The sequence below is a fragment of the Janthinobacterium lividum genome (assembly GCF_011601275.1).
Lineage (GTDB): Bacteria > Pseudomonadota > Gammaproteobacteria > Burkholderiales > Burkholderiaceae_D > Janthinobacterium > Janthinobacterium lividum_E.
The window spans coordinates 385,646-405,895 of sequence record NZ_JAAOLY010000002.1 but is presented as its reverse complement, the minus strand read 5'-3'; the positions used below and the strand labels follow the sequence as shown (position 1 = coordinate 405,895).

16 protein-coding genes are annotated in these 20,250 nt (G+C 52.3%); all 16 read left to right on the top strand.

Going from position 1 to position 20,250, the window contains the following annotated elements:
• Positions 1-33 precede the first annotated feature (33 nt).
• The 16 genes from GYK42_RS04610 (at position 34) to GYK42_RS04540 (ending at position 20,136) form a co-directional block, all read left to right on the top strand.
• Positions 34-738: a DUF4197 domain-containing protein gene (locus tag GYK42_RS04610; RefSeq protein WP_166446514.1), complete on the top strand. Its 705-nt coding sequence runs from the start codon at positions 34-36 to the stop codon at positions 736-738.
• Positions 739-1,096: 358 nt separating this feature from the next.
• Positions 1,097-4,078, top strand: coding sequence for a YjbH domain-containing protein (locus tag GYK42_RS04605; protein ID WP_346768057.1), 2,982 nt, complete (start codon positions 1,097-1,099; stop codon positions 4,076-4,078).
• Between the two features lie 271 nt (positions 4,079-4,349).
• Complete coding sequence (locus GYK42_RS04600; protein WP_240943443.1) at positions 4,350-6,608, top strand: polysaccharide biosynthesis/export family protein; 2,259 nt, start codon at positions 4,350-4,352, stop codon at positions 6,606-6,608.
• 77 nt (positions 6,609-6,685) lie between these two features.
• On the top strand, positions 6,686-7,891 hold the full coding sequence (locus GYK42_RS04595; protein WP_166446513.1) for a GumC family protein: 1,206 nt from the start codon (positions 6,686-6,688) through the stop codon (positions 7,889-7,891).
• 177 nt (positions 7,892-8,068) lie between these two features.
• The gene (gene gmd, locus GYK42_RS04590; RefSeq protein WP_166446512.1) at positions 8,069-9,109 is read left to right on the top strand and encodes a GDP-mannose 4,6-dehydratase; all 1,041 of its coding nucleotides are present in this window, start codon (positions 8,069-8,071) and stop codon (positions 9,107-9,109) included.
• Complete coding sequence (locus GYK42_RS04585; RefSeq protein WP_166446511.1) at positions 9,106-10,017, top strand: GDP-mannose 4,6-dehydratase; 912 nt, start codon at positions 9,106-9,108, stop codon at positions 10,015-10,017. The genes gmd and GYK42_RS04585 overlap by 4 nt, the downstream gene beginning before the upstream one ends.
• 93 nt (positions 10,018-10,110) lie before the next feature.
• Positions 10,111-10,233, top strand: coding sequence for a hypothetical protein (locus GYK42_RS29510; RefSeq protein WP_277346558.1), 123 nt, complete (start codon positions 10,111-10,113; stop codon positions 10,231-10,233).
• Positions 10,234-10,304: 71 nt separating this feature from the next.
• Positions 10,305-10,745 (top strand): sugar 3,4-ketoisomerase, encoded by a 441-nt coding sequence (locus tag GYK42_RS04580; RefSeq protein ID WP_166446510.1) that lies wholly within the window; start codon positions 10,305-10,307, stop codon positions 10,743-10,745.
• Positions 10,742-11,833 (top strand): DegT/DnrJ/EryC1/StrS family aminotransferase, encoded by a 1,092-nt coding sequence (locus GYK42_RS04575; protein WP_166446509.1) that lies wholly within the window; start codon positions 10,742-10,744, stop codon positions 11,831-11,833. The genes GYK42_RS04580 and GYK42_RS04575 overlap by 4 nt, the downstream gene beginning before the upstream one ends.
• Entirely contained in the window at positions 11,830-13,095 is a 1,266-nt protein-coding gene (locus tag GYK42_RS04570) for an O-antigen translocase (RefSeq protein WP_277346557.1), read from the top strand. The genes GYK42_RS04575 and GYK42_RS04570 overlap by 4 nt, the downstream gene beginning before the upstream one ends.
• The gene (locus GYK42_RS04565; protein ID WP_166446507.1) at positions 13,088-14,041 is read left to right on the top strand and encodes a glycosyltransferase; all 954 of its coding nucleotides are present in this window, start codon (positions 13,088-13,090) and stop codon (positions 14,039-14,041) included. The genes GYK42_RS04570 and GYK42_RS04565 overlap by 8 nt, the downstream gene beginning before the upstream one ends.
• Positions 14,034-14,717, top strand: coding sequence for a DapH/DapD/GlmU-related protein (locus tag GYK42_RS04560; RefSeq protein ID WP_166446506.1), 684 nt, complete (start codon positions 14,034-14,036; stop codon positions 14,715-14,717). Before GYK42_RS04565 ends, GYK42_RS04560 begins: the two co-directional genes overlap by 8 nt.
• Before the next feature lie 209 nt (positions 14,718-14,926).
• A complete protein-coding gene (locus tag GYK42_RS04555; protein ID WP_166446505.1) occupies positions 14,927-16,201 on the top strand; it encodes a hypothetical protein in 1,275 nt (424 codons plus the stop codon).
• Between the two features lie 471 nt (positions 16,202-16,672).
• The gene (locus GYK42_RS04550; RefSeq protein ID WP_166446504.1) at positions 16,673-17,704 is read left to right on the top strand and encodes a glycosyltransferase family 2 protein; all 1,032 of its coding nucleotides are present in this window, start codon (positions 16,673-16,675) and stop codon (positions 17,702-17,704) included.
• A gap of 61 nt (positions 17,705-17,765) precedes the next feature.
• Positions 17,766-18,866 (top strand): glycosyltransferase family 4 protein, encoded by a 1,101-nt coding sequence (locus GYK42_RS04545; RefSeq protein WP_166446503.1) that lies wholly within the window; start codon positions 17,766-17,768, stop codon positions 18,864-18,866.
• 1 nt (position 18,867) lies between these two features.
• Positions 18,868-20,136, top strand: a complete 1,269-nt coding sequence (locus GYK42_RS04540; RefSeq protein WP_166446502.1) for a glycosyltransferase — start codon at positions 18,868-18,870, stop codon at positions 20,134-20,136.
• The last annotated feature ends 114 nt before the right edge of the window (positions 20,137-20,250 follow it).

Here is a 20,250-nt window from a genome sequence, read left to right as displayed (position 1 = left end):
GGTGGTCTGTCTATTCTCTAGAAAAGGAAAACCATGCGCCTGAACCCTTTCCCTGGCCGTCCGGCCGCCGTGCTGTGTGCGCTCGCGCTGCTGTCGTCCGGCGCAGGCGCCGCCGGTCCCCTCGATGCCCTCAGCAACCAGGATGCCAGCAATGGCTTGAAAGCGGCGCTGGAAGCCGGTTCCGCCGCCGCCGTATCGAAATTGGGTGTCGAGAATGGTTTCCTGAACAACGACAAGGTCAAGATCAAGCTGCCGGGCATCCTGGAGCAAGCCAAGCCCTTGCTGAAAATGACGGGCCGCGGCCAGCAACTGGACGACCTGGTGGTGTCGATGAATCGTGCCGCCGAGTCGGCCGTGCCCATGGCCAAGCCCTTGCTGCTCGACGCGGTCAAATCGATGAGCGTGAGCGATGCGAAAAATATCCTGTCCGGTGGCGACACGTCGGTGACGGACTTCTTCCGCCAGAAGACTTCTGCGCCCCTGGCTGTCAAATTCCTGCCCATCGTGAAATCCATCACCGACCGTTCCGGCCTGGCCAGCAAATACAACAGCACCATGAGCCAGATCGGCAAGACGGGACTCGTGCCGCAGCAGCAATCGACGGTGGAGGGCTACGTCACGGATCGCGCGCTTGACGGCCTGTACCTGATGATCGGCGAGGAAGAAAAATCCATCCGCAGCAATCCGCTCGCATATGGCAGCAAGATTATCGGCAAAGTGTTCGGCAGTTTGAAGTGAGTGTTTGAGCGCGCCGCAGGGCTGCGGGCGGCATATGCGCTGCCTTGACAGGTGTGGCGCAAGGGAAACAAGTTAAGCATTTGCTACAAGAAAACAATGTTAAAATTCTGCGGTATACATTCCTGAGGCATGGTTAAGCAACGATCGGTGTCCGGGAGTACCCAGTTTTAGTGGCGAACTGACGCGTGGCATTGCAAGATGCCCGTCGGTTGGCCTTTTTTCGTTTTATTCACGTTTCCCCAAGCTCATTGATTTTCTGAACACATTGTCAGGAATTCCAGGTGCAGGATATTTTAGGTAGCCGGATTTGTTAAGCGTACTCAGAAAATCAATTAAATACACCTGGTGTGGCTGTCTGGTGCTTGGCGCGCCTTCGGTGATGGCCGCCACGCCGAATCATGGTGGTCAATCCGGCTATATCAATATGCCCAGCGCCGTGGTGGAAACGGATGGCACTTTCAGCGTCGGTTACAGCTACGACAGTCCCTATGGCCAGTTATGGGCCACGGCGAACATCCTGCCTTTCCTGCAAATGACGGGGCGTTATGTGTCGATAACGGGTATTCCTGGTTTTACCAACGTTCCCGGCGAATATGGCAGTGGCTATGGCCGCTACAAGGACAAGGTCGTCGACGGCAAATTGCGCTTGTGGACGGAAACGGAGTGGATGCCGTCTGTGGCCGTCGGCATGACGGATCTGTTTGGTACCGAGTTATTCAAGGGGCAATATGTCGTCGCCACCAAGACATTTGGCGCCACCAAGAATATCGAAGCGAGCCTCGGCTATGCCCATAAACGCCCCGATGGCGTGTTTGCCGGTGCGCGCTGGACTCCTGCCGCGTTGCCGCGCTGGTCGGTGGTGGCCGAATACGATACAACGAATTACTTGCGCGACTTCCGCTCCAGCGAAACGAATGCGGGCAAGCGCCGCAAGGGCGCTTCCGTTGGCCTCGAATACCGCTGGGGCTGGCTCGCTCTGCAAGCGGCCCGCAGCCGCGACCAGTTCAGCGTGAACGCCTTTATCAGCATTCCATTTGGCGAACGCGAGTTCATCCCCAAGGTGTATGAACCGCCGTATTTCGTGGACGACAAGAATCCGCCACCGCCGCCGAGCAAGGAAGAATGGCACCGCGACCCCGTGTATGGCGCCGACCTGGTCAATGCCCTCGTGAAGCAGGACTACAAGAACATCCGTGTCGAGCAAGAGGGCAATGTCCTCAGCCTGAGCTTGACCAACAGCCGTATTTCGAACATGGGCCGCGCCGTTGGCCGTGCCGCGCGCACCGCCGTCGCCTTCACGCCGAAAGGCGTGACGACCCTGCGCATCACGTATACCAAGCTGGACCAACCAATCGCCACCTACGAATTCTTTGATTTGCCAAAACTGAACGACTATTTGGCAGGCAAGATCGACCGCAAGGCTTTCCTCGACGTCGTGCTGTTGCGTTATCCTGAAAAAAGCGATGTCATCCGAGACGATCAGCAAGGCTGGCTGCAGGAATTCCTCGACAAGCCGGCACCGGCAGTTGTTGCAGCGCCCGCTCCCGCTCCCGCTCCCGCTCCCGCTCCTGTTCCTGCACCGGTACTCGCTGCAGCACCCATGCCCGCTTCCGCCACTGCGCCTGTCGTTGCACCGGCAGTGCCTGCGCCCGTAGCTGCCAAGGCTGCCGATGTCCTCAAGGACGACGGCAAGCTGGCCGTCGGCGTTGGCGTCGATGGCGACGTGGTGCAAATCAAATCGCTGGACCGGGAGGCGAACCGTTTCAAGATCGCTCCCAAGGTGGGCTTCTTCTTCAATGACCCGAGCGGCGCCTTCCGCTATTCGATTTCGGCCGTGGCCAACTATGACCGCCGCCTGGGTGATGGCCTGTACCTGAATAGCGCCGCCAGCCTGCAGTTGCTGGAAACGGTATCGGGCGTCAAGCAGCCATCGAACAGCAATTTGCCGCACGTGCGTACTGATGTGGCGGAATACTTGCGCGGCGGGCGTTTTTCGTTGAGCCGCGTCTTGCTGAACAAATACAACAATCCCGCCGAGCGCGTGTATACCCGCATGTCGGCCGGCCTGTATGAAGACATGTTCCGTGGCGTGGGTGGCCAGGTGCTGTACCTGCCGAAGGATAGCCGCTGGGCCGCCGACGTGGCTGTCGATGCCTTGCAGCAGCGTGGTTACAAGGGCTTGCTCGACTCGCGCGACTACAAGACGGTGACGGCGATCGGCTCCCTGCATTATCGCTTGCCGCACGATATTACCGTGACGGCGCGCGCCGGCCGCTTCCTGGCCAAGGACATGGGCGTGCGCATGGAATTCAAGCGCCGTTTCCAGTCCGGTATCGAAGTCGGCGCCTGGTACACGCATACGAACGGCAACGACATCACCAGCCCGGGTACGCCATCGAAGCCATACCAGGACCGTGGCATCTTCCTGTCCGTGCCGCTGAACAGTATGTTGCCGATGGACACGCAATCGACGGCCGGCTTTGCCATTGCGCCATGGACGCGCGACGTGGGGCAAATGGTGGCTTCGCCTGGCGACCTGTACGACATGTTCGAGCGCCCGCGCGCCGACATGCATAGCTACGATGGCTTGGGCAACTTTGCCGAGCGTCCGGACGAGCAGCACCTGCCTGCCGTCAATCCGCCCGACCGGCCGTTTGTCAGCCCATGGCCCGCCATGCGCGCGCGCCTGGAGCAATCCGCGTCCGCTACGCCGAGCGCCCCCGAATGGCTCAAGGCAACGGCGTTGGTCGGCGGCGTGGTGGTGGCTTCCGCGCTGGCCGACAAGCCGGTCGACCGATTCGTCAAGAAACATGACGATTCCAAGGTCTACCGCAACTGGGACAAGCTGGGCAAGGCCATGCCGTATGCGCTGGTGGGCGCGGCTGGGGCGGCGTTTGCGTTTGGCGATGAGCGCTTGCAAAATATCGGGCTCATTTCCATGCAGTCGGTGGCGGCCGCTACCGGCCTGGCAGTGGTGGGGAAATATGCGATTGGCCGTGCCCGTCCTGATGAGGAACGGGGCGCGTGGACCAGTGTGGGCAGCGGGAAATCCCGGTCGGATTCATCCTTTCCATCGGGACATGCGGCCATAGCATTTGCCGCCGTCACGCCATTTGCCAAGGAATACGATGCGCCATGGCTGTACAGCGTGGCCGCTGTGGGTTCTGCCGGCCGCGTGTTTGGCCGCAAGCACTGGGTCTCCGACACTGTCGCCGGCGGCATCCTGGGTTATGCCGTGGGCAGTTGGCTCTGGCACGCGCAGCGCGACCAGAGCAAATCGGGTTTGTCGATCAATCCCGGACCGAAGGAAATCAGCGTGACCTGGCAAACAAAATATTAATATGAAGGAAACTATGTAAATATTCATTTGCTTACTCAGCTTATCTAATTTTTTTGCATATATTGCGTTACCGAGCGCTCAAACCGACAAGGTCACGTAGCGGCAGCGTGGCAGCCATGCACTATATTGGTTGAATTATTTCTAGCATTCTGCGATCTACGGTAAGATGGCCGATTGAAGAAACATGTTCCCTGCAGTTCACTATTTACTCATTCAGTTAATGTCAAAACTCACAAATTGTTTCATAGCCGTCGCTCTGGCATCGGCTTCCATGACCGTGTTGGCGCAAAGTAGCCAAAATCAGAGTGATCTGTTAGGTCAGGATCCGGTCACGGAAACCGAAGTGCCTGTAGCGGCGCCAAAGCGGGTGAGTATCACCAACCGGCCCGTAGCAACCGATCAAGCTGCAGAGGGCGATGTGGCTGAGGCATCGAAGCAGCGTCCTGCCAAAGAAGCAGTGCGTAAATCGCGCCCCGTCGTCCAAAGCGAATTCCAGAAATTTGTTCTGGATAGTACCGGCACCGCTTTACCGATTTTCGGTTCTGAATTCTTTGCCAGCGCACCATCTACTTTTTCTCCCCTCGCCAATGCACCGGTGGTAGCCGATTATGCACTCGGCCCTGGCGATGAATTGATGATACGTGGCTGGGGCAGTATCGATATCGATTATCGTGCCACGATCGACCGTAATGGTTTGATTTCGATTCCGACCATCGGCTCGGTCGCCCTGGCCGGTGTGCGTGCGGGAGACGCGGAGGGTGTTATCCGTAATGCCGTAGCCCGCTTGTACAAAGACGTGACAGTCAATGTCAACTTTGGCCGCTTGCGCTCGATTACCGTATATGTTGTGGGGCAGGCCAGCCGTCCTGGTACCTACAATGTGTCGAGCCTGTCTACCCTCGTGACCGCGCTGTTCGCCAGCGGCGGCCCGAATGCCAACGGCAGCATGCGTCATGTGCAGATCAAGCGCGGCGGCAAAGTGGCCGCCGAACTGGACTTGTATTCTTTTATCGGCAAAGGCGACAAGTCGACCGACATAAGGCTGCAGGACGGCGACACTATCTTCATTCCTACCGCAGTTGGCCATGTGGCGCTGGTCGGCAAGGTGAATACGCCTGCCATCTATGAACTGAAAACCGCCAGCGACACCATCGAATCCTTGCTCGCCTATGCTGGCGGTGTGCCGGTCGTGGCTGACCCGCGTCGTGCCTTTCTCGAGCGTATTGATGCCAGCAGAAACCAACCGCGTAGTGTCGAACAGTTCGCCTTGGATGGCGCGGGCCTGAAACGCACGCTCAAGGATGGCGACGTGCTCAACGTCACCTCGATCACGCCGGACTTTTCCAACGCGGTCGTCTTGCGCGGCAACGTCGACCAGGCAGTGCGAGCACCGTTCAAAGCCGGCATGCGCATCAGCGACTTGATCCCCAGCCGCCAATATCTCATCACGCGCAATTCGATCAAGCGCCAGAACAACGTGGTGAATGCGGGCGAGGAGCGCCAGACCAACGAGGCGTCTGAGAGTATCGCCTCGCGTATTGGCGGCCTGATCGACGAAATCAACTGGGACTACGCCGTTGTCGAGCGCATGAATCGTAGTGACCTGAGCGTGAGCCTGGTGCCATTTAATCTGGGCAATGTCTTCACCAATCCGTCCGGTCCCGACAATGTGCAATTGCAGCCTGGCGACACTGTGACGATTTTTTCGCAACAGGACGTGGCCGTGCCAATGGACAAGCGCCGCATTTTTGTCCGCGTTGAAGGCGAAGTGAATGTACCTGGTGTGTATCAGATGACGGCAGGCGAAACGTTGCAGTCAATGTTGTCTAAGGCTGGCGGCACGACCAGCAATGCGTATTTGTTTGGTACCGCTTTCTATCGCGAAGAAGTACGCCGGCAGCAAGAACTGAACCTGGAAAAACTCGTGAAACGGCTGGAAAGCCAAGCGCGTGCTGACCAGTCGCGCTCGGTCGCGAATGCTCGCTCGACGGCTGATGTACAGTTGGCGGAAGTGCGGCGTCAGGCGGACGCCGCTGCAGCAGCTCAGGCAATCGCGCGTTTAAGCCAGTTGAAGCCGACCGGGCGTATCGCATTCGGCCTTGATCCGCGCGAAAAGCGCTTCGCGACCCTGCCGCAACTGAAGCTGGAAAATGGCGACCGCTTGGTGATTCCTGCCAAGCCTGAATTCATCTATGTATTCGGTGCTGTGAATGTCGAGTCGTCGCCGTTGTGGCGTCCGGGTGACCGCGTCAACGATTACTTGAAAAAGGTTGGTCTTACCGCCGAGGCAGACGAGGACAATATCTTCCTGCTTCGCGTCGATGGCAGCGTGGTGTCGCGTGATTCGGGCAGCTGGTTGTCGGGTGGTTTTGGTGGAACCGAGGTCATGCCAGGCGACTGCATTGTCGTGCCGGAGAAGTTTGACAAGGAAACCCGTTGGACGAAATTCATGACCGGCGCGCGTGAGTGGACACAGATTTTGGCCAACTTTGGACTGGGCGCCGCAGCCTTCAAGACGCTGCGTGATTAATTGCTTTCAGGCCAGAGGGGCCTGAAAGCAACACCGAATCTTTCCTATCTGGTATTAAAAATAAGCGGCTCATAAGTATGAATCAGATGCAATCAACGGCCTTACCGCCAACCCCGGACGCAGGTGAGCGGGAATTTAGCGTTCTCGATATTCTCATCGTTTTGGCGAAGCACAAAAAACTCATCATATGGTTGCCTGTCGTTGCGGCAATTGCCTCTGCAGCAATCAGTTTCGCCTTACCTAATGTGTATAAAGCGAGCGCGAAATTGTTGCCTCCTCAACAGGCTCAGTCCGGCGCCTCAGCGCTGTTGTCGCAACTCGGCGGTGCCGCAGGCGCTCTCGCTGGGGCCGCAGGGCTGAAAAATCCCAATGATTTGTATATTGGAATGCTCAAGAGTCGTACCGTTGCCGACAAATTGATTGCAAAATTCGATTTGCAAAAGGCCTACGATGTCGAGACGATGGATAAGGCACGCGCTATCCTGGAAGGGAGCAGTAACTTGGTTGCGGGAAAGGATGGCCTGATTTCGATCGACGTCGAGGGAGAGGACAAGAAGCTCGTCGCCCAGTTGGCCAATGGCTATGTCAATGAATTGGTGTCATTGACCAAGGTGCTGGCCGTGACTGAAGCATCCCAGCGCCGCGTGTTCTTCGAACGTCAACTGGAACAGTCCAAGGATAATCTGGCGAAAGCGGAAATGGCGCTGAAAGGTGCCCTCGATACACGCGGCGTGATCAGCGTCGATGCCGACAGCCGCGCCATCGTCGAAACCGTTGGCCGCTTGCGCGCCCAGATTTCGGCCAAGGATATTCAGTTAAGTGCGATGAAGGCATTCGTCACGACTAACAACCCGGATTACAAACGTGCCCAAGAGGAGCTGATCAGCCTGCGCGCCGAGCTGTCGAAGCTGGAAAATGGCCGTCCTGCCCTTGCCGGTGATGCGGAGGCCGATCCGACCAAGCAAGTTGGCCTTGAGAATATCAAGATCTTGCGTGACGTTAAGTACTATCAAATGTTGTACGAGCTGTTGGCGAAGCAGTATGAAGTTGCGCGCCTCGATGAGGCAAAAGACACAGCATTGATCCAGGTGCTTGATTCTGCGATGGAGCCGGAACGCAAATTCAAGCCTAAACGCTCGATGTTGATCTTGCTCTCGACCATACTGGCATTCATTGCCGCGGTTGCCTGGGCTTTCATGGCGGAGGCAAGAAAAAGAATTCTTGCTGACCCCGACGGTAAAGCGCAATGGGAACAATTCAAGCAACTTGCCCGATCAAAATAACAAGTCGTAAATGTCTCGCTGAGCGCGCTCAATGGCCGCGTCAGTCCGGGAAAGGTGGCGTTGCAACGGAACGCCGCCCAATCCGGCAGCCCCTTCGGCGAGAGTGATATTTTGTAACTGCAGAGCACCTTCGGCAGCGCCGGACCGTATTAATTCTAAATCGAGTACACAAAGAAAATGACCAAAAGAATTGCCCTCATCACAGGAATCACCGGCCAGGATGGCGCTTATCTGACCAAGCATTTGCTGGCGCTTGACTATACCGTGTATGGCACTTTCCGCCGCACCAGTTCGACCAATTTCTGGCGCCTGGCGGAGCTGGGTGTGGAGAACCATCCGGATTTGCATCTGGTCGAGTTTGACCTGACTGACCAGAGTGGCGTGTTGCGCCTGGTTGACCGTGTTCAACCGGATGAGATTTACAATCTGGCTGCGCAAAGCTTTGTCGGCGTATCGTTCGATCAGCCTGCCACCACAGCAAATATCACCGGCCTGGGCGCACTGTACCTGCTTGAAGCGATCCGTTTCGTAAATCCGAAAATCAAGTTCTATCAGGCATCGACATCCGAGATGTTCGGCAAGGTGCAAGAGATTCCACAACTGGAAACCACGCCTTTTTACCCGCGCAGCCCGTATGGCGTGGCCAAGCTGTACGCTCACTGGATGACGATCAACTACCGCGAATCGTATGGCATCTTCGGCGCTAGTGGCATCTTGTTCAATCACGAGTCGCCTCTGCGCGGACGCGAGTTCGTCACGCGTAAAATTACCGACAGTGTTGCCAAGATCGTTCTCGGCCAGCTCGATTGCCTCGAACTGGGCAATATCGACGCCAAGCGCGACTGGGGCTTTGCCCAGGAATATGTGGAAGGCATGTACCAGATGCTGCAGGTCGACGAGCCAGATACCTTTGTGCTGGCCACCAACCGTACCGAGACGGTGCGCGACTTTGTCACGATGACTTGCAAGGCCGCCGACATCACGCTGGAATGGCAAGGCGCGGCGGAGAGCGAGTTTGCTGTCGATACCGCCACTGGCAAGACGATTGTGCGCATCAATCCGAAATTCTACCGTCCGGCGGAAGTAGAATTGCTCATTGGCGATCCAGCCAAAGCCGAACGCGTGCTGGGCTGGAAGCCTGAAACGACGCTCGAAACGTTGTGCAAGCTGATGTATGACGCTGACTTCGCTCGCAACAAGCAGGGCTTTTCGTTTTGAAGATCCTGCTGACAGGCGCATCCGGTTTTACCGGACGACCTTTTGCCGACATGGCCCGCGCTGCGGGTCACGAAGTGGTGGCGCTGACGTGCGACCTGGGCGACAAGGCGGCGTTGCGTCAGCAGGTATTGGCAGCTGCGCCTGACACGGTCGTGCACCTGGCGGCAATCAGCTTCGTCGGCCAGGCGGACGACAACGCGTTCTATGCGGTCAACGTGGTCGGCACCATGAACCTGCTCGACGCTTTGCTGGCCTTGCCGCAGGCGCCGCATCGGGTGTTGCTGGCCAGCAGCGCGAATGTGTACGGCAACTGCGATGCGTCGCCGATCACGGAAAACCAGTCACCGGCACCGATGAACCATTACGCCACCAGCAAGCTGGCGATGGAACATATGGCGCGTACGCTTGGGAACCGGCTCTCGCTGATGTTCACCCGACCGTTCAACTACACCGGGGTGGGCCAAGACAATAAGTTTCTGATTCCCAAGCTGGTCAGCCATTTTGCGCGGCGCGCGCCCGCGATCGAACTGGGCAACCTCTATGTCGAGCGGGAATTCAACGATGTCAACATGGTGTGTGCCGCCTACCTGCAGTTGCTCGAGCATGGGCAGCCGGCCGAAATCTATAACATTTGCTCCGGCAATGCCTACACCTTGCAGCACGTGATTGAGTTGCTGTCCAGGATTACGGGGCACCATATCGACGTGACGGTCAATCCGGCGTTTGTCCGCATCGGCGAGGTGCACCGCCTATGCGGCAGTCCGGCCAAGCTGCAGGCCTTGCCGGCACCGGCAGGCGGAATCCCTGCCACGCGCAGCCTGGAAGAAACCTTGCGTCATATGCTAGCGGCCGCCGAACGTGAGTATCATGCGCTGGCTGCGACCACGGACAGTACTGTGCAGTCATGATCGTTGTGTAAGGTGCGGGCTGAATGAGCAACAAGGCAGTGGATTTCACAAGTAATGATTTGCCCTGAAGGGCAGAAGATAATGGCAGCGAACATGAATGAGTTTTTCGTCCACCCGCTGGCCAATGTACACACGACTGATTACAGCACCGCAAGCCGGGGCTGGCAGGTCGTGGTGATGCTGGGAAATGCCCTGATTGGCTCCGAGCCGTGGTGACATAAAAAATGTTTCTGCTGGCGTCAATGTGGTAGGCAATCCAGTGCGTATTCATCAACTGAATTCATAATATGACAATTATCACAAACAAAGAATTTAACATCGACACCTGTTCGGTCATTACGTTGCCGAAGATCTCAGATCCACGCGGCAATCTCACTTCGATCGAGGGGGGGCAGCATATTCCGTTCGACATCCAACGCGTGTACTACCTGTATGACGTTCCCGGCGGCGCTGAGCGCGGCGGCCATGCACATAAGGGCTTGCACCAGCTGATTATCGCGATGTCGGGCAGTTTCGATGTGGTGCTCGATGATGGCGTCAACAAGAAGCGCGTGCATCTGAGCCGCTCGTATAACGGGCTGTATGTATGTCCCATGATCTGGCGTGAACTCGACAATTTTTCATCCGGCTCCGTATGCATGGTGCTGGCATCGAACCATTACGATGAAGACGATTATTTCCGCGATTACGGCGACTTTTTGAAAGCAGCAGGGGTACCAGCAAAATGAATGTTCCTTTTTTAGATCTGAAAGCCGCCTATCTTGAGTGCCAGGCTGATATCGACGCCGCGGTACAACGTGTGCTGCACAGCGGGTACTACATCGGTGGTCCTGAAGTTGAATCGTTCGAGGTTGAATTCGCACAATTTTGTGGCGCCAAGGAGTGCGTCGGATTGGCAAACGGGCTCGATGCCTTGCATCTGGCCCTGCGGGCGATGGATGTGGGCCCTGGTGATGAAGTCATCGTGCCAAGCAACACGTATATTGCCACCTGGCTGGCCGTCAGCCAGTGCGGCGCGACGGTTGTGCCTGTCGAGCCGGATGCGCGCACCTTCAATATCGATCCTGCGCTGATCGAGGCCGCCATTACGCCGCGCACCAAGGTTATCTTGCCAGTCCATCTGTACGGCCAGCCTGCTGACCTGGATCCGATCCTGGCGATCGCCCGCAAACATGGTTTGCGCGTGCTGGAAGATGGCGCCCAGGCGCACGGCTCGCGCTACAAGGGCAAGCGGATCGGCGCGCATGGCGACATCGTTGCATGGAGTTTTTACCCGGGTAAGAACCTGGGGGCGATCGGCGATGGCGGCGCCATCACGACCGACGATCCGGTGCTGGCCGACCGCATCCGCGTGCTGCGCAATTATGGCTCGCGCGTGAAGTATGTTAACGAATTCCAAGGCTACAATAGCCGACTCGATCCTATTCAGGCTGCGATATTGCGCGTCAAGCTGCTCCGTCTCGATGAGTGGAATAGCCGCCGCGGCGCGATCGCCGCCCACTATCTGGAGCAGTTGCGCAACAGCGGCCTGGGTTTGCCATATGTGCCCGAGTGGGCGACGCCGGCCTGGCATTTATTTGTGGTGACGACTCCTTCCCGTGAAGCGCTGCAGCAGCGGCTCACCGCAGATGGCGTGACAACCCTGATCCATTACCCGATCCCGCCGCACTTGCAGCAATGCTACGCAGAGCTGGGCTGGAAAGCTGGCGTATTCCCGCTTGCTGAACAGATGGCCGAACAGGTGCTGAGCTTGCCGATTGGTCCTCAGCTGGAAACTGAAGAGCTTGCTACGGTCGTGCGCGCGTTGAATCGATGAGTTTGCTCCGATCGAGCCTGTTGAACGGCATTGCAGTGGTAGTGAAAGTCGGCGCAGCAATGATCCTGAACAAGGTTCTCGCTGTGTATGTTGGTCCATCAGGATATGCCTTGATCGGTCAGTTTCAGAATGCACTCGCCGTCGCACTTAGTCTTGGTGGCGGCGTGATGGGGCCGGGCGTCACCAAGGGTACGGCACAGCATTATGATAACCGTGCACAACAGCACGCAGTGTGGCAAACCGCGTTCAAGCTGACGCTGTCCGCAACGTTACTAGCAAGCATTACTTTTATTGTCGCGAACCAGTGGCTATCGTTCAAGCTGCTGGAGCGGACCGACATGGGAACGGTATTCATCGGATTGGGTCTGGCGCTGCCGGCAATTGCCGTCAACAACTTGTTATTGGCGATTATCAACGGCAAGAAGGATGTGGCGATTTACGTCAGTGCGAACATCATCGGCAGTTTGCTGAGTTTGCTGGTGGTCGGTGTTCTCACCTCCGTCTGGGGCCTGCATGGCGCGCTGCTGGCTATTGCAATCAGCCCGGCAGCTCTGTTGCTGGCCACTGGTGCGTTGGTATCGCGTCGCGATTGGTTCAAGGTATCGTTTTTATGGGGTAAGGTTAACCATAAAACGATGCGTGAATTGTCCGGCTTTGGATTGATGGGCCTGACCTCGGCAATCATGTCGCCGCTTGCCTATATGTTTATTCGTAACCATTTGTCGTCCACGTTAGGGCTGAATGCTGCCGGCTACTGGCAGGCCTCATGGAAAATTAGTGAGATTTATCTGATGTTGGTGACATTGACCTTGTCTATGTATTACTTGCCGCGTCTGGCTGAAATCAAGATGCGCGCTGAGCTAGGTAAAGAGATCGTCAAGGTTTACAGCTTGGTGTTGCCAATGGTGGTGATTGGCGCCATTGTGATGTATGTATTGCGCGATTTTATTATCGAACGTCTGTTTTCGCGTGATTTTGCACCCATGCGCGAGCTGTTCATGTGGCAGTTAACAGGTGATGTGCTGAAGATCGGCTCATGGATTTTAAGTTACATAATGCTTGGAAGGGCGATGGTCCGCACGTTCATATTTACCGAGGTGCTGTTTTCCTTGTCGTTTTATGGATTGACCGTGGCGTTCGTCTCTGCCTACGGCTTGAAGGGTGTGGCGATGGCCTATGCAGGTAACTATCTGCTGTATTGGATCGTGATGGCGTTACTCGTTAAAAATGAAATGAAGAGAATGGAAGCAACGCATGTCTAGCCTGAATTCGAACAGCGACCGACCACTGACGTCGGTGTTGATTCCCTTGTACAACCATGCCCTCTATATTGTCGAGTGCCTGGATAGCGTTCTGGCGCAGGGTCCGGCGAATATCGAATTGGTGCTGATCGATGATGGTTCTTCAGATGATGGTTTTTCCATTGCGCAACGCTGGAAAGAAGAGCATGGTAACCGTTTCGCACGCATCGAATTCGAGCGTCAAGTAAATGCAGGGATCACGCAAACATATGATCGCCTTCTGCGTAAGAGTACAGGTAATGTCATTCTGGTTGTTGCCAGCGATGATGTGCTGATGCCTGGATCAATTGTTAGTCGTTTAAGCTTGCTTGGGGAGCCAGGCGTGATGGCGGTGTTTGGCGATGCAATTCCAATCGATGGGCAGGGAAAGGTAACCGGCACTAGCGCGATTAGTGAGCTAGGCCAACCAAGCTCGCGTGCAGCACTGGTCGATCCGCGCACGTTGCCTTGGGAATTGATTTTTCGGTGGAACGTCTATGGTTCCGTATTGCTGTATCGGCGAGAAGCTGTGCTCAAGCCGGATGGCAATTCGGTGCTTAACCTCGACATCTTCAGTGAAGACATGCAACTATATTATCTCTTTGGATCGCGTGGATCACTACGTTATCTGAATCAACCGGTGGCCAAGTACCGTGTGCATGGGACGAATACCTCGCACACACAAGAAAATGTCAAAAAATTAAGAAAAAATATCTATCAATCGCGCAGGCATGCCATGATCGGTATGCCGTTCTGGCGCCGTGCTGTTGTGGCCATGCAGGCCTTTACCTACCATCGCTGGGGTACCGACTGGCGCACGCGCATGTGCCTGCCGATGGTGGCGTTTGCCTACATGGGGATCTTAACTGCACGCTTGATCTACGATTTCTATCGTACACGCGTGTTGAGGCAGGTGCGTGATGTCTGATTCGATACAGTTGATCCCAACAGCTAAGGGCAAGTTGGCGCGCCGAATAAAACAATTCAAGTCCGAGCCACTGTCTTGGGCCCTTTACATGCTAGGTGCATGGGGCTTCGCAAAGTTGCGCAGTGCGATGTATGCGCGCTTGCTCAAGGCACCGGGTCTGAATGTTGGTCCGCGCTGTGCTATCCGTGGCACCCAATGTATCACAATGGGAAGCGGTGTCTCCATCTATGGCGGGTTGTGGCTCGAAGCAGTCCAACATTACCGGCAGCAGTCTTTTTCTCCGACCATTATCATTGGCGACAATGTATCGTTTTCGCTAGATGTGCATATTACTTGCGTGGAAAGAATCGAGATCGGCAATGGTGTACTGTTTGGTAGCCGTGTCCATGTATCTGACCACAATCACGGAAGCTACGTTGGTACGCACCAGAGTCATCCGCAGCAGGCTCCGGCTGAGCGTGAGTTGGCCCTGCGCGGGGCCGTCATCATTGAAGATAACGTCTGGATTGGCGACAATGTCATTATTTTGGGGCCGGTACGAATAGGTGCCGGCGCAATCGTGGGAGCCAATTCCGTGATCAGCACAGATGTGCCGGCGGCGACCATGGTCGTCGGTGCACCAGCAAAAGTGGTCAAGCAATTTGATTACGAACTGAATCTATGGAAGAAAATTTAATCATGTCAACCAGGAAGTTATTGTCGATCTGCATGCCGGCCAATAGTTGTGCAATTGAGTTTCCGTCAAGGCAGTTTGACGTCGCTGCTGATGTTGCGTGCGATTACACGAATTATTTTTTTTATGCGTTAGCGATCAGTTAGCGTTGGGCAAAAGTCCGCGCCTCTGCCTCATTTAAAGCCGACTAGGCTCTGCAATCTTCCAATGACATGACAACCCTCGAATTTTCCCTGCTGGCCCTAAAGCACATGGAGTCCTATTTGGTGCTGTGGCTGGCACTGTTTGTATTGTATCGGCTGCTGTTCTGGAAAACTGTCAAATCAATTTTAGATCCTCTTTATTTCTTTGTTATTTTTACCAACTCGATTTGCACGGCTAATGTCGTCTTCCTGGCCATCTATAACGAAATAAAATGGTATTACACACTAACATATCTGTTTTCGGAAGCGGCCTTGCTTATCGGGATTTTGCTATTCGCCCGCCCACAGCCTGTACTACTGCCATATATGCCATCGCCAGAGTTCGTCAGACGGCTTAAATTCGGCATATTGCTTACTATGACAATTGCTATTGCTGCAAATATGATGATTTACATCAACAGGGGTATTCCTCTGCTGCTCGATAGCCGCAACGACGCGTCTGCTGGCGGATTTGGTATCCTGCTGCGCTTGTCACAAGTTGCCACTGCCTTGTTCGTACTCTTCTACTACGTCAAGAAAAAAATCACCGCATCTCCCAACTCTAGAATGGAGAAAATGCTCTTCGCGATAAGTATTGTCTTTGGTTTGCTTAGTGGCTATAAGGCGTTTTTTCTATTTTATATTTTTGTCTATTTTTTCACTAGCGGCCACACAGTGTCGATGTCGTTCAAGAAAAAAACTGTTTTCACCGCTGGCGGGATAATTGTGATGTTAGTAATGTTCTCGGTGGTGCTTGACACAACAGAATTAGGTCTTCTTGTCCCTGCCCTGCTGACACGATTGCTCGCCTCCGGCGATGTGTATTACATGGCATTCGTCAATGATACGATCGACATGTTGCCCCCTCAAGGATTCTTTTATCAGCTATTTGGATCCCTGTTGGCTTCGTTTCGCGTGGTCAGTTGGGATGCGGCTCCACTCAACTACGGCTATGCTATCAACGAAGTAGTCAACAAAAATGATTTATTGTTCGGCCCGACCTTTCGCTATAACGTCTTGTGGCTCTTGCTGACCAAAAGCCCAATCCTGACCATCATGCTGTCATTTATGGTTGGCGCCACGATCGGTTTGCTCAACAGGGCGCTGTACCGCAGCAAGAAATTAGGCCTCTCTTTTATCGTTATCGCTTTTTTTTACTATAAGTCATTTATGATAATTCTCGGGCCGGATCACGCCGTTAACGACATTGTGTTGTCCGCCACTATTTTCATAGTCATGGCTGCGTTGATATTTCTGCCCATCTATACGAAGCGGACCGTGCTTGCTGCGGGTACGGCATCGTAAGATTCGGTCGGGTATGGTTCATCATGCACCATAGTCGACCACTATCGACAATTCTCTGAAAATGCTTGGGCCCTAGTGAGGCACTATATCGAAGCGTATTTTCTTGTATCTGCAGGCGCGCGAAGCATGGACTAGTTGATGCGTAATCGAACGTGCAGGTCCGGAGCTTAATTCGAGATTGCTCCTTGCTGCAGAGTTTTTTTAGTTTTCTCAGATTCTTCGCGTATGGATGGGCCTAGAACAACATTTCCAGAGGGATTTTTGAGTAAATAACGCACGAATTCGATAAAAATCACTACTCTCACAGCGTATTCCTATTTGATGGAATCGTATTTGAGTCAATGTTTCAATAAAAGAAAAATATTTTTGCAGTGACATGGTCATGAGACTAATATCAAAGAAAGAAATTTTCCGACTTATATCATTTGATACTTTCTTCTTAATGGCACATGGAATTTTTTGGAATAATATATGAAATCTCCTAGTTTATCCGTTTGCATCCCTGCATATAATAGAGCGAAATACCTGAGGCAGGTATTGGATTCAGTTATCAGCCAGAAAGAATATTTATTTGAAATTGTTATTTGCGAAGATGTTTCTCCTCAACGTCAAGAAATTGGGGAAATAGCATGTGAATACAAAAAGAAATATGGCGACATGATTGTATATCATGAAAATATCACAAATTTGGGATTTGATCGAAACTTGCGTCAGTTGATACAGACAGCTAGTGGCGACTATTGTGTATTTCTCGGGAATGATGATGTTCTTTGTCCCGGAGCTCTGAAGAACTTAACTGAGGTAATAACCCGTAATAAAGATGTTGGCGTTATTCTGCGTGGATATGGTTGGTTTAACGGAACTCCAGATAATGTCGCCCAAACTGTAAAATATTTTCCAGAGGAACGGTTTATGCCAGCGGGGTTGGACAGCCTATCATTTTTCTTCCGGCGCGCCTGCGTGCTGGCTGGCTTGACGATCGCAAGGAAGCCGGCGCTCGAACTCGAGACATCGGAATTTGATGGGTCGCTATTTTATCAATTGCATCTGGTTGGAAATATCATATTGAAGCACAACGGTGTGTTCACGCCGGAGATTATCGCTTTGTGCCGTGCCGACGAGGCCCCTGATTTCGGTCATTCCAGCACGGAAAAAGGAAAATATACGCCAGGAGAATATACCATTGATGCGCGTATTCATATGATGACCGGCATCGTAACTATTGCGAAAGCGATCGATAAAAAGTATAAGGGCGCATTGAATGGAATTTTACGCGACATTGCAAATTATTCTTTTCCTTGGCTGTCATACCATGCCGATAAAAAATATGGAATCTTCAAGAGGTATTACCATGCATTAGGAGACATGGGGCTGAAGTCGTTTCCTATGTTTCACGTGTATTACTATCTTATTTTGATAATCGGTGCTGGACGGGTTGAGAAAATTATTAATTTTGCCCGAAATTCTCTGGGCTATACACCAAAACTGGGCGGACGCAAGTAAGAAACTGACTGTTGGTGTTTCCCTTTTTTGTAATATCGATTGATTATGGAATGTTGAAGTTATGAAGTTGTTGATAGATGGTTATTATCTGGATAAGCCACGAGGAATGGGCCGTTATTTACAGGAACTGCTATTCGCCGTGGCTCGCTTTGCACCTGAATATTACATCATTAGCGTAATGGTCCCAGATGATGTTTCCAATGCCTTGCTGGTTTTGCCAGAGCGAATTAATTATATTAGGAAAAAGCGCCTTCCATTTCCGGTATGGGAGCAATTTTCTGTTCCATTAACTGTATTGACGCAATGCCCGGATGTGGTTCATTTTCCTTACAATACGATGCCAGTTTGTATGAATCTTCCGTTTTTGCGCAATATTTTTCATGGCGCGCGGGTGGTTACTGTGCATGATCTCATCTATATGTCTTCGTCCGGTGGAAATTTTTATCAAGGTTGGGGAAATCGCTACCGAAAATTTTGTGTTCAATTGATATCAAAATTTAAGACTCGTATCATTACAGACAGCTATTTCTCGGCTGTTGAAATCAAATCTCTATTGAACCTGACTGCGGAAGTGGTCTATATACCCGTTGAGCGAACTTGTCCTGAGCAATTCGGTGAACGTTCGATTGCCGATAAATGGATCTCATCTAAAAATTATCTTCTGCATATCGGTGGCGTAAGTCCCCACAAGAATTCGAAGCGGTGCGTCGAAGCCTTTATCGCGGCCAAGCTTGAGGGGTGGCAACTTGCAGTGCTGGGTATGCCGTCCGATTGTCCGCTTGCACAAGAGCATGCGGGTAGCGATGCCGTCAAGTTTCCAGGCTGGGTCTCTGATCATGAAATGCGCACAATACTGGGACATGCAGATGGTGTCTTATTTCCAAGTCTGATGGAAGGATATGGCTTGCCTATCGTGGAGGCCTTCGCTTCAGGGAAACCTTTGCTCACATCTGACTTGCCACCAATGAATGAGTTGGCGGCTGATGCGGCTATCCTGGTAGAGCCAACCTCAATGTCAGAACTAACTGCTGGTATTTTGAAAATGGTTCATGATCGTCCCGGTAGTATTGCATTGGTAGAAAAAGGTTATTCCAGAATGCTCGATATTACTTCTGAAAAAATGGCTCAAAAGATGTTTTTGGTTTACGGAGCAATGAAATAAGATGAAAGTTGCGTTGATTTCTACTTTGTATCCTTTTCCTGCCGATGTAGGTAAAAAAGTCGTAGTGACGGGATTAATTCGTTTTTTCTGCGAGAAAATATCTGCGGAAAATTTCTTTTTGATATTTCCGTTGACGGACCTGATGACTAAAAATGTGCATGAATTTAATCAGGCAAATTATGTCTTGCCAACTGGAATGACGAAACTACGTAATATTTTTTTTCATACATTTCTAAAAAGAAAAAAAAGTATCCAGGAATCACTATTTTTTTCCAATGATATTACGACTTCGCTGCAGAAGACAATTAATGAGATTGATGCGGATATTCTGGTTTTCGATACCATTCGCATGGGGCAGTATCTTCCTTTGCTAAATACAGGAAAAGCGAAAAATGTACTATATTTGGAAGATCTTTTTTCTGTACGATATGAAAGTATGATCCGCGCTTTGAATTTGCCAGGAACGAAGAGTTTTAATCCGCTTGGTAATTTTGAGCGGCATGTGCCTCGGATATTTCGTTCGTATATAAAGAAATTTTCATTCGTCCAAAAGATGTTACTGTCTTATGAGTCAAAATTAGTGGCAAATTCTGAGGCGGTTCAGGCAAGAATTTTTCCTGATAGCTTATTGATTAATAAATCGGAAGTGAAATTGCTCAGTTCTTGGGGGGGGCGTGGCGTTCATGTATTTCCACCCTATGTATCCTCTAGCATGCGTCCCTACGCTCGTTCATGGAACAAATCACCTATTTTTGTGTTTCTTGGTGGACTAGATGTGCCGCATAACGCAGTAAGTTTGGAAAATTTCATTGATGCACACTTGCCAAAAATTATTCTGGATATTCCCGACGTACTTATACGTGTGATCGGGAAAAATCCTGCCCCATCGTTATTGGCGCTCGTGAAAAAATTTCCATTGCACGTGAGAATAGAGGGTTACGTTGAGAGTCTTGATGAAGTATTACTCGGAGCTTGTGCGATGCTGGTACCGTTGCTATTTGGTAGTGGAGTCAAGCTGAAAACGATCGATGCCTTGTCTTACGGATTGCCCATCATAGCAACAGATTTTGGCGTCGAGGGCGTCGGAGTTTCTACAGAAAATCAAGATTGCATTATTGAAAATAATTTATCAAATTATGGTATCTGGATGAAAAGGCTTCTTGACTCTCACTTTAATGAACAGATATCACGAAATTCTTATCGGCTATATATGGAAAACTACTCGGACTCCAGCGTTAAAGCCAAATACTCAAAAATATTTAATATTTGATAAATCTTGAAGATGGTGCGCAATTCTTTCAGGTTTTGTCGCAGGACCTGGAATTTTCGGCCTGATGCCGGCACTCGGCTCGTGAAGCGATTTGTTTTTTTATGCAATGATAAT

Coding starts and splice junctions, on each gene's coding strand:
- GYK42_RS04610 (WP_166446514.1), top strand. CDS start 34: ATGCGCCTGAACCCTTTCCCTGGCCGTCCGGCCGCCGTGCTGTGTGCG.
- GYK42_RS04600 (WP_240943443.1), top strand. CDS start 4,350: ATGACCGTGTTGGCGCAAAGTAGCCAAAATCAGAGTGATCTGTTAGGT.
- GYK42_RS04595 (WP_166446513.1), top strand. CDS start 6,686: ATGAATCAGATGCAATCAACGGCCTTACCGCCAACCCCGGACGCAGGT.
- gmd (WP_166446512.1), top strand. CDS start 8,069: ATGACCAAAAGAATTGCCCTCATCACAGGAATCACCGGCCAGGATGGC.
- GYK42_RS29510 (WP_277346558.1), top strand. CDS start 10,111: ATGAATGAGTTTTTCGTCCACCCGCTGGCCAATGTACACACGACTGAT.
- GYK42_RS04580 (WP_166446510.1), top strand. CDS start 10,305: ATGACAATTATCACAAACAAAGAATTTAACATCGACACCTGTTCGGTC.
- GYK42_RS04575 (WP_166446509.1), top strand. CDS start 10,742: ATGAATGTTCCTTTTTTAGATCTGAAAGCCGCCTATCTTGAGTGCCAG.
- GYK42_RS04570 (WP_277346557.1), top strand. CDS start 11,830: ATGAGTTTGCTCCGATCGAGCCTGTTGAACGGCATTGCAGTGGTAGTG.
- GYK42_RS04565 (WP_166446507.1), top strand. CDS start 13,088: ATGTCTAGCCTGAATTCGAACAGCGACCGACCACTGACGTCGGTGTTG.
- GYK42_RS04560 (WP_166446506.1), top strand. CDS start 14,034: ATGTCTGATTCGATACAGTTGATCCCAACAGCTAAGGGCAAGTTGGCG.
- GYK42_RS04555 (WP_166446505.1), top strand. CDS start 14,927: ATGACAACCCTCGAATTTTCCCTGCTGGCCCTAAAGCACATGGAGTCC.
- GYK42_RS04550 (WP_166446504.1), top strand. CDS start 16,673: ATGAAATCTCCTAGTTTATCCGTTTGCATCCCTGCATATAATAGAGCG.
- GYK42_RS04545 (WP_166446503.1), top strand. CDS start 17,766: ATGAAGTTGTTGATAGATGGTTATTATCTGGATAAGCCACGAGGAATG.
- GYK42_RS04540 (WP_166446502.1), top strand. CDS start 18,868: ATGAAAGTTGCGTTGATTTCTACTTTGTATCCTTTTCCTGCCGATGTA.